The sequence below is a fragment of the Apilactobacillus sp. EABW-1NA genome (genome assembly GCF_030398685.1).
Taxonomy (GTDB): domain Bacteria; phylum Bacillota; class Bacilli; order Lactobacillales; family Lactobacillaceae; genus Apilactobacillus; species Apilactobacillus waqarii.
In genome coordinates this window covers 101,695-111,932 of record NZ_JAPDKO010000003.1, presented here as the reverse complement: position 1 = coordinate 111,932, position 10,238 = coordinate 101,695, and the positions used below count along the sequence as shown (strand labels likewise).

The 10,238-nt window shown below is 34.5% G+C and carries 12 protein-coding genes and 1 other annotated feature; of the genes, 3 read left to right on the top strand and 9 right to left on the bottom strand.

The features are described 5' to 3' along the window. Positions 1-4: 4 nt before the first annotated feature. Entirely contained in the window at positions 5-97 is a 93-nt protein-coding gene (locus OEZ61_RS08130; RefSeq protein ID WP_080719905.1) for an IS3 family transposase, read from the top strand. A 51-nt stretch (positions 98-148) separates the two neighbouring features. Here the strand turns inward: OEZ61_RS08130 and greA are convergent, their stop codons facing one another. From greA to OEZ61_RS01690, 8 genes are all read right to left on the bottom strand, one after another. Continuing rightward, positions 149-625 carry a transcription elongation factor GreA gene (greA, locus tag OEZ61_RS01725; protein ID WP_034530847.1) on the bottom strand — a complete coding sequence of 159 codons (477 nt, stop codon included), beginning with the start codon at positions 623-625 and terminating at the stop codon, positions 149-151. A gap of 22 nt (positions 626-647) precedes the next feature. Next, the gene (gene udk, locus OEZ61_RS01720; RefSeq protein WP_034530846.1) at positions 648-1,322 is read right to left on the bottom strand and encodes a uridine kinase; all 675 of its coding nucleotides are present in this window, start codon (positions 1,320-1,322) and stop codon (positions 648-650) included. Between the two features lie 21 nt (positions 1,323-1,343). Then, positions 1,344-2,468: an endolytic transglycosylase MltG gene (gene mltG, locus OEZ61_RS01715; protein ID WP_263506443.1), complete on the bottom strand. Its 1,125-nt coding sequence runs from the start codon at positions 2,466-2,468 to the stop codon at positions 1,344-1,346. Between the two features lie 22 nt (positions 2,469-2,490). Further along, complete coding sequence (gene pheT, locus OEZ61_RS01710; protein ID WP_263506444.1) at positions 2,491-4,902, bottom strand: phenylalanine--tRNA ligase subunit beta; 2,412 nt, start codon at positions 4,900-4,902, stop codon at positions 2,491-2,493. 12 nt (positions 4,903-4,914) lie between these two features. After that, positions 4,915-5,955 (bottom strand): phenylalanine--tRNA ligase subunit alpha, encoded by a 1,041-nt coding sequence (gene pheS, locus OEZ61_RS01705; RefSeq protein ID WP_057197874.1) that lies wholly within the window; start codon positions 5,953-5,955, stop codon positions 4,915-4,917. 39 nt (positions 5,956-5,994) lie between these two features. Beyond that, positions 5,995-6,213 (bottom strand) — a binding site (T-box leader). A 35-nt stretch (positions 6,214-6,248) separates the two neighbouring features. Beyond that, positions 6,249-6,596, bottom strand: a complete 348-nt coding sequence (locus OEZ61_RS01700) for a helix-turn-helix domain-containing protein (RefSeq protein WP_034530839.1) — start codon at positions 6,594-6,596, stop codon at positions 6,249-6,251. After that, entirely contained in the window at positions 6,575-7,102 is a 528-nt protein-coding gene (locus tag OEZ61_RS01695) for an HD domain-containing protein (protein WP_057197878.1), read from the bottom strand. The genes OEZ61_RS01700 and OEZ61_RS01695 overlap by 22 nt, the downstream gene beginning before the upstream one ends. A gap of 24 nt (positions 7,103-7,126) precedes the next feature. Beyond that, positions 7,127-7,897, bottom strand: coding sequence for an RNA methyltransferase (locus tag OEZ61_RS01690; protein ID WP_041152309.1), 771 nt, complete (start codon positions 7,895-7,897; stop codon positions 7,127-7,129). 102 nt (positions 7,898-7,999) lie between these two features. Between OEZ61_RS01690 and OEZ61_RS01685 the strand changes: the two genes are divergently transcribed. Continuing rightward, on the top strand, positions 8,000-8,275 hold the full coding sequence (locus OEZ61_RS01685) for an acylphosphatase (protein WP_057197880.1): 276 nt from the start codon (positions 8,000-8,002) through the stop codon (positions 8,273-8,275). A gap of 75 nt (positions 8,276-8,350) precedes the next feature. After that, complete coding sequence (gene yidC, locus OEZ61_RS01680; protein WP_290046721.1) at positions 8,351-9,280, top strand: membrane protein insertase YidC; 930 nt, start codon at positions 8,351-8,353, stop codon at positions 9,278-9,280. Between the two features lie 43 nt (positions 9,281-9,323). Here the strand turns inward: yidC and OEZ61_RS01675 are convergent, their stop codons facing one another. After that, positions 9,324-10,199, bottom strand: a complete 876-nt coding sequence (locus OEZ61_RS01675; RefSeq protein ID WP_034530831.1) for an aldose 1-epimerase family protein — start codon at positions 10,197-10,199, stop codon at positions 9,324-9,326. Positions 10,200-10,238: the final 39 nt, after the last annotated feature.

The window sequence follows — 10,238 nt, the reverse complement described above, 5'->3', positions numbered from 1 at the left end:
ATATATATCTTATTACAACAATTATCGTATAAAACAAAAACTGGGAGGAATGTCACCGGTTGAATACCGGATCAATTCCTCCCAGAAAATAGCATAACCATCTTCCAATTTTAGGGGTTCAGGTCAGAGTCCTTTTTATTTTATAAAATTATTCAACAGAAATAATCTTAACTTTCATATCACCGGCAGGGATTTCGATAACTACTTCATCGTTAACCTTGTGACCTAATAGACCTTTAGCAATTGGTGAATCGTTTGAAATTTTACCTTCCAATGGATCTGCTTCAGCAGCACCAACGATTTGGTAAGTTTCTGGGTCTTCATCTGGTAGTTCTTTAAAAGTAACTTTCTTACCAACGTTTACCATATCACTTTCAACGTCGTCGTTATCAACAACGTCAGCGTATTGTAGCATGTGTTCTACAGTTGTAATACGGCTTTCTAACATACTTTGTTCGTTCTTAGCTGATTCATATTCAGAGTTTTCTGATAAATCACCATAACTTCTGGCAATCTTGATTCTTTCAATGATTTGTGGACGTTGATTTAATCTTAAATCTTCCAATTCAGCTTCAAGTTTTTGTTTACCTTCGACTGTCATTGGGTAGCTTTCATCTTTAGCCATTATAAACTCTCCTTTAAATTAATTAGATTGTTGTATCAATATTATTGAATACCTTGTTGTTACCGTGTTTTACCAAGATTGATTGAATCTTAGTTGTTAATAAATCAATCGCAACTTGGTTCTTACCACCTTCTGGAACAATGATATCTGCGTAACGCTTACTTGGTTCAACAAATTGGTTGTACATTGGGCGAACAGTTTCCAAGTATTGTTGGATAACTTCATCCAATGTTCTACCACGTTCCTTAGTATCTCTTTGAATTCTTCTTAAAATACGAATATCGTCGTCAGTATCAACGAACACCTTAATGTCCATTAAATCTCTTAGACGCTTGTCGTCTAGGATTAAGATTCCTTCTAAGATGATAACATCACGTGGTTCTTGAGTAACTGTTTCAGTACTACGATTTAATTTAGTGTAGTCATAAACCGGTTTTTCAATTGCTTCATAGTTTAGAAGCTTATTCAAATGTTCTAGTAATAAGTCACTATCAAAAGCTAATGGATGATCGTAGTTAGTTTCTTCTCTTTCAGCCATTGTCTTATGTGATTGATCCTTGTAGTAAGAATCTTGTTGCAAAATCATAATTGAATGACCCAATAGTTGGTTAAAGATGGCACGACTAACAGTAGTTTTACCACTACCTGAACCACCAGTAACACCAATAACAACGGGACGCTTTTTCTTTTCTACCATAATAATCTCTCCATAACCGATTTATCTCATAACACTATCATTGCCGATTAAGTCATCGACATCTTTATCTGAATTATAATACTTAACCTTCTTATTATTCATATTAACACTATATGCTAAGTAAAAAGTAGTCATATCCTTTGGATTCAAAATTGAATCTAGTGACTTAACCGTTGGGTTATTAATCGCACTAGGTGGGAATCCAGTATTCTTATATAAATTATAAGGGGTATTAGCATCATAATCTTTCTTTGAAAGTTTTTGTCCAGAAACTTTACCATTAGCATACCTAATAGAAGATTGCACTTCAAGAGGTAAATTACTATTTAGACGATTATATAATATTCCCGCAATCTTTTCTTGATCTTTTTTATCAACATGATTGTGTTCAATAAATGAAGCCAAAGTGATTGCTTCATCGACTGTTAGGTTTTGTTTCTTTATTTCCTTGAAATATGGACTAAATTCATAATTAGTCTTTGCTACCATTTGGTTAACAATTTGTTTCAAGGTGACATTTTTTTGTGAATTGTATGTGGCTGGATATAGGTATCCTTCTAACACATACTTTCTATTCTTAGCCTTAAATGCTGAATCTAAAAGCTTAGGATATTTTTTCTTCAATTGATTCAAGAAATCAGTATCTTTCATTAGCTTTTTGAAGTCCGCACTTGAATATTGACTGCTTTGTTCTACTGATTGGGCAATTTCATCGATGTTATCACCTTCACGAACAAGCAAGCGACCATATTTACCTTGTAGCGGTTGAGCTGTTCCACCTTTTTTCAACTTGTCAGCAATCTTTTGCAAACTCATTGAAGGTGAAAGTTCATAATAACCCGCCTTTAGACCAGAATAGTTATGACTATTAACAAAATAGTCGAATACTAAACCACTTTTGACAATTTTACTTTCTTGTAAGATTGATCCAATTTTCTTATCGGAAGCACCCATTGGGATTTGAACTTGAATTAATTCTTTATCCTTAGGATTCAATGGTTTTAGTGATTCTTTAACGTATTGATGTCCAAGAATAAATATAAAAATTCCCAAAACTATTAAGATGGCGATAATACTTAGTGAAATCTTTTTGCCTAAATTAGTGTGCTTCTTTTCGAAATCATTGGAGTTCTTTTCTTCATTCAAATCCATTTCCTCCATTTAAAAATTAACGTATTTCTACATTGAATTCTTTTTCAAGATTTCTTTGCACTTTGTCCATTGCATTATTTACATCATCATCAACCAAAGTATCATGCTTGTTTTGGAATGTTAATGAATATGCTAATGACTTCTTGTCTTCAGGAACATGTTCACCTTCGTATAAGTCAAACAACTTAACATCTACTAAGTATGCTCCACCACGTTTTTCAATTACCTTAACGATTGAATCGTTTTCAACATCCTTATCGATTAACATTGCGATATCACGCTTGATTGAAGGATATTTTGAAACTAATTCGTAGCTTTGTTCTTTCTTAGGTAAATCAATGATTGTTTGTAGGTTTAGGTCAAAGACATAAGTTTCATTAATCTTAAATTGCTTTGCAATCTTTGGATGAACTTGTCCCACAAAACCAACATAGTGACCGTGAACAAAAATATCAGCAGTTCTACCTGGGTGCATTTCTGGGTAAGATTCGTTAGCAACATAGCTAATTTCACCGTTTAGACCAATTGTTTCCAAGTATTCGTTAACAATTCCCTTAATTTGGAAGAAATCAACGTTCTTAGCAGGTTGATTCCATGAATTATCAACTAATGAACCAGTCATTGCACCAGCTAAATGTTCAATTTCATCTGGTTTAACAACATCTGCATTTTCCTTATGGAAAACACGTCCTTGTTCGTATAAGGCAACGTTATCAACTTTTCTAGCCTTGTTGTAAGCAATGTCATCTAATAGTCCTGAAACTAGGTTCATTCTTAATGTAGTATGATCACTGCTCATTGGGTAACTTAAATCAGTTTGTGCTGATTCACCCATCATGAACATCTTAGCTTTTTCTTCAGTAGTTAAAGCATATGAGATGGCATGAGTTAAACCTAAACCTTCTAGAATATGACGACTGTCTCTGATTAATTGTTGTTCAGCATTTAAACCACCAGTTGTCATAGTAGTTGTTGGTAAAGTACTTGGTAGGTTATCGTATCCGTAAATTCTAGCAACTTCTTCGATTAAGTCAGCTTGGATATGGATGTCACCACGTCTAGTTGGAACTGTAACAACTAAATCATCACCAGTAGCCTTAACTTCAAAACCAAGTCTTTCAAAAATATCTGTCACATCAGCAGCACTTAATTCCATACCTAGGACATGGTTAATACGAGAAACTGAGATTTCAATAACAGCCTTCTTAGCTTCGTACTTGCTACCAACTAACACATCGCTAGTAACTGAACCGTTGGCAATTTCTCTAGCCATTTCACTAGCTGAAGATAAAACATCTTCAACAGCCATTGGATCTACACCACGTTCAAAACGTTGTGATGCTTCAGTATGAATAACGTGTTTTCTAGCCATTTTTCTAACTTTAATTGGGTCAAAGATAGCACATTCGAACAATACGTTCTTAGTATCAGCAGTAATTGAACTGTCCATACCACCAATTACACCAGCCATTGCGATTGGGCCGTTGTCATCAGCAACTACTAAATCGTTTGAATCTAATTCCACTTCGTTTTCATCTAAAGTAGTAATCTTTTCACCGTCATTAGCGTATCTAACTGATACATTGCCTGAAAGTTTATCTAAGTCATAAGCATGCATTGGTTGACCAAACTTAAGCATTGAGTAGTTTGTGATATCAACGATGTTATTGACTGGTTTAATTCCAGCATTCCAAAGTCTAACTTGCATCCATAGTGGACTTGGTTTTACTTCAACATCATTAACAACACGATTTAGGTATGTCCAAGCGATTTCCTCATTAACATCACTTTGGATTTGATCAGATGTTAATTTATCTGAAGTTTCGTTAACCTTATCTAAATCAAACTTAGCTGGCTTGTTGTAGATAGCAGCTAAATCATGAACAGTACCGTAAATGCTTAGCATGTCACCACGGTTAGGAGTTACATCTAAATCAATTAGTGCATCATCCATACCAAGGTACTTGTAAACATCGTCACCCAAGGTAGCATCTTCTGGTAAGAAGTAAATACCGTCGGCCCATTCCTTTGGCACAACATCTTTAGGGTAACCAATTTCATCTAGTGCACAAAGCATCCCATTGGATTGAACTCCACGCATCTTTGATTTTTTAATTTTCATGTTATCAGCAACTCTGGCACCAGATAATGCTGTAATAACATTCTTGCCTACTTGAGCATTAGGAGCTCCACAGACAATTTGAACTGGTTCGTCTTCACCAACATCAACTTGGCAAATGTGTAAGTGATCTGAATCTGGATGGCTTTCCATTTCCACAATCTTACCTACAACGATTTTTTTAAGTCCATCGCTAGGTTTGATAACAGAGTCAACTTCGACTGATGAACGTTCAATTTTTTCGGCTAATTCGTCAGCAGGAATATCTAAGTCAATGTATTCCTTTAGCCAATTGTATGAAATTTTCATTAGTATCTCTCCTTAATTAAATTGCGATAAAAATCTAACATCGTTTAGGTAGAAATCACGAATATCTTCTACACCGTATTTCAACATTGCAAAACGATCTGGACCTAGTCCAAATGCGAAACCACCATATACGTTAGCATCTACACCGGCCATCTTCAATACGTTTGGATGTACCATTCCGGCACCTAGAACTTCAATCCATCCTGAGTGCTTACATACATCACAACCCTTACCATCACACTTGAAACAAGTAACATCTGCTTCAACTGATGGTTCAGTGAATGGGAAGTAACTTGGTCTCAAACGAATATCGTACTTGTTACCAAATAATTGGTGTAGTAGGTATTCAAGAGTTCCCTTTAAGTCACCCATTGTAATGTTCTTATCAATCACGATTCCTTCTACTTGGTGGAATTGGTGTGAATGAGTAGGATCATCAGTATCACGTCTGTATACGACACCTGGTGAAATCATCTTCAATGGACCCTTACTGAAGTCGTGTTTTTCAAGAGTTCTTGCTTGCATAGGAGAGGTTTGAGTTCTCATCAAGATTTCTTTAGTAATGTAGAAAGTATCTTGCATATCTCTGGCTGGATGATCCTTTGGTAGGTTCATCATTTCAAAGTTATACTTGTCTTCTTCTACTTCTGGACCACTTTTAACTTCGTAACCCATACCGATGAACATATCACATATTTCATCAATGATTGATTGGATAACATGTGGATGTCCCTTAGCCACTGGAGTACTTGGAAGAGTAACATCAATCTTTTCAGCAACTAGTTGTGCTTCTAAGGCCTTGTTTTCTAATTCTGTTAGCTTTGCATCCAAAGCATTTTGAATTTCATCTCTGATTTCGTTGGCATAGCTACCAACTTCAGGTCTTTTTTCAACTGGTAAGTCCTTAATACCTCTTAATGCCTGAGTAATTGGACCTTTTTTACCAAGTAAATTAACTTTAATTTCTTTAGTAATTTCGTTAACGTCGGTTGCTTGATTGATTTGAGCAATTCCATCATCACGCAACTTGGTTAAATCATCTTTTAATGACATAGTATTCTCCTCTCATTTCAACAAAAAAAGCCTCATCCCAAAAGGGACGAAGCTTCGCGGTACCACCCTAGTTTATAAATTGCGGTTCGCAATTCATACACTCAAAATCCATAACGGTGGAATACCGGATTATTTTTCGTTAATTGTAACTCCCAATATCAGTTCAGAAAATGAATTCAGCTGACTTGTGACTACTCTCATCAAATGCAGTCTTTCTGTATTGTTTGTCGCCTACTAATTTTTCTTCAACACATTTAACTAAATAATATCTTAAAAACATTAGTCGGTCAAGGCTAATCGTTAATATCACACCATTGATCTGACCAGTCATGAATTTGTTCCATGATTGGACCCAATGCTTCTCCTTTTTCAGTTAATTCATATTGAATTAATGAAGAATCGCAAAAAGTTTTACGAGTAATGATACCGTCTTCTTCAAGTTCCTTTAGTCTTTCAACTAACACACGATCACTGCACTTAGAAACTACGTTTGCGATACATTTGAAACGTTGTGGTCCATTTACCAATAGTGTTTCAATAATTAAACCATTCCATTTCTTGCCTAGCATTTGAAAAGTTTGTTCAAACTTAGGACACAAATGAAAATCGATTGTGGTGCTCATTTGACTTTCTTTTGCCATGAACTAACCTCCTTTTTATAGTGTCTATTTTTAATTTTGTTTTTTAAATTTTGGTATTTTGGCGCAAAATATTCTCGAATAGCATCGTAATCATCGATAAGCGATACAATCACACTTTCAGCATATTTAGGCTTTGTTAAAGTTAATCCCCACATATGCTTAGTGATAATATCTCTTTCCTTATCATCTAGCTTAGTTATTTTTTCAGCATTTCTAAGTGCCACTCTTGGGTGCATATAAGCATGTGAACCCAAGCGGAACTTACTTACTCGCCAATCGTAGAAAAATAGGTCATGCAGTAATCCGCCACGTGCTGTAGCTTTAGCATCTAAACCGAATTTCTTAGCGATTAAATAACTTTCATATGAAACATGAATACAATGTTGTAAACGGGTTGATGAATGATGTTGGATATAGTTATCTAGTCTCAAGACTTCTGGACTGTTTAGTAAATCAGAAACATAGCTAACATATTCTTTATCATTTCGCCATGCATCTTCTTTCAATATACTATCTCCTAACTCAATAATTTATTTTTTAAGATGGAACATTGCGATTCCAGCAGCAATCGCTACATTAAGTGATTCTGCTTTTCCTTTGATAGGAATATATAAATTTTTAGTGGTTTGGTCAAGTATTTTATCTTGCATACCATTACCTTCATTTCCCATTACTAAGGCAAAAGCATCTTGTTTTTCAATCTGATCATAACTCACTGCTTGAGGATTTAATTCTGTTCCATAAACTGGCACATCATTTTCCTTAAACTTGCCAATCCAATCAAGTAAATCACCTTCCAGTAACTTCAAATGAAATTGACTACCTTGCATTGAACGTAAAACCTTTGGATTAAATTGACTGGATGTTCCTTCACCAAAGATAACACCATCAAATCCGGCAGCATCTGCAGTTCTAACCATTGTTCCAATGTTACCTGGATCTTGAATTTGGTCTAATAAAAGCCATGAACCATTCATATCTAGTGAATCAAAATGATCTTCTTTTGGCAATTCAACAATTCCAAAGATTCCTTGTGGAGTTGATGTTGAACCCAATGCCTTTGAAACATCATCAGTAATTTCAATTACCTCACCGTCAAAAGCATCAATTTCATTTTGATGTAATTCATATTGCTTATTTGTAGTTAATACTACTTCAACTTTTTGGTTAGCATTAATCGCTTCAGATACTAAATGCCAACTTTCCAAAATGTATTGGTTACTATTTAAACGGCCCTTTTTGTTTTTTAACTTTGACCATTTTTTTACTCGTTCATTTTTTGCAGAAACAATTTTTTCCATTACTGGATATGACCCCTTTAAATTAATTATCTTTCCTATTATTTTAGCATAATAATCGAATAAAACATATATGTTACTATTGTTTAGTAAGGAGGAATCAATATGACCAATAAAAATATTGAAATCATCATTTTAGGAAGAGTTCAAGGTGTTGGGTTTAGATACAGCACCAAGAAAGTCGCCGATAGAATGAATTTAAACGGTTTTGTCCAAAACTTAACAGATGGCAGCGTCTTGATTCACGTTAACGGTGAAGAATCAATTGTTGACGAATTCGTTTCTGAAATTAAAGATTCACCTACACCATATGGACGAGTAGATAGTATGAAAATAACTAATATCGATGAAATTCACAATAAAGGGTTTATAATAAAATAATTCGGGTTTTTATCTGATAAAATTCCAATTTTCTGGTATTATTGTAAATGAAATTTACAGGAAAGGTTTTTTGTAATGAAAAAATTAAAGAGATTCAGTGCCCTATCTTTGATTGTAGTAATGGCTTTAGTCTTATCAGGATGTGTACGTGTGGATTCAAACGGTAAACCATATGGTCTTACATATGAATACCTTGCTCTACCAGGTCAACACATTCTAGACTTTATCGCTAGATTCTTCGGTGGATATGGTTGGGCGATTATCATTTTAACTATCATTGTTAGAATGATCTTGCTTCCTGCAATGATTAGTCAAACTAAGAAGTCTACTATCATGCAAGAAAAGATGAGTTTCATCAAGCCTAAGATGCAAGAAATTCAAGAAAGACAAAAAAATGCTTCTTCTAAAGAAGAACAAATGAAGATTCAACAAGAAATGATGAAACTATATAAGGATAACAACATTAGCATGGCCGGTGGTATTGGTTGTCTACCATTAATCATTCAAATGCCAATTTACCTTGCCTTATATAATGGAATTCGTTTCTCACCGGAAGTTTCACACACTATGTTCTTAGGTGTAAAACTTGGTGATAAGAGTCTAATCTTGGTTGTATTATCATTCTTAGCATATGTCCTTCAAGGATACTTGATGACTTTAGGTCTTCCTGAAGATCAAAAGAAACAAATGAAGATGATGGCATACTTCACACCAATCATGATTGTGTTGGTAACATTCAGTGCTCCTGCTGGATTAGGTATTTACTTCTTCATTAGTGGTTTGTTTGCTTGTTTACAAACATTAATCATTAACATGTACCGTCCAAAGATTAGAGAAGAAGTTGCAGCGCAAGCAGCTGCTCAAGCTCAAAACGATGAAAAAGTCATTTTACACGATGTAGAAGAAGAAGATTCATCAGATGAACCTGAACAAATCGAAACGGTTGAAGAACATGATACCCATGAAGATTTGAGAAAACGTAATTCAGGAAAACAAAATAGATAAAACAAAAACACCTTTTAAAAAGGTGTTTTTTTATTACATATTTTTAGAAAAATAATAAATCATACTTAGCAGTGAACTTTTTGTCTGGACTAATTTTATTAATGCCGACTTTATGTTCAATCTTTCCGTCTGTATGAACATCGTCTGCAATTCCCCACCATGGTTCAAGACAAACGAATGGTGCGTTTTTTGCAGACCATAATCCACCATATTCAATATCATAGGCAGTCATAGATACTCCATGATCTGAAACGTCATTAGATAGAATAGTTGTAAACTCTTTATTCTTAATTTCAACCACTTTAGCATCATCATAAAATAATTCATGTGATAGTTTAATTGGTTGATCTAATTCTATTTTTTCAACTTTTTCAAGGTTAGCATATGGCACATCAAATTGAATTTGGTCATATGTTCCTTTATTAGCGAACTTAACAGAATAATCGTCATATTGTTCACTACCATCCTTTACCAATGGCACGTTGAATGCTGGATGGGCACCAACTGAAAAGTACATTTCTTTGGTGTCAGTATTAAACACGTTAATGTTAGTGGACAACTTATGATCGTCCAATTCATAGTGAATAACTAGTTTGAAAGCAAATGGATACATCTTCTTAGTTTCTTCGTTACTAACAAGTTGCAAATTAATCCAGTCGCTACCTTGGTTTAAAACATCGAATTCCATATCCCTCGCAAATCCATGTTGACCCATTTCATAAATCTTACCGTCATAAGTATATTGATTATCCTTTAGACGTCCAACAATTGGAAACAAAATTGGCGCATGACGAGCCCAATACTTTTTATCTCCGGACCAAATGTATTCTAATCCATCAGTACTTTTAACGCTGCTGATTTCAGCACCATGCGTATTAATTTTCACTTTTAGGTATTCATTACTAATTGCTTTAATCATAGTCTCCCCCCTAACAAATTTATAACTACATTTTACAAT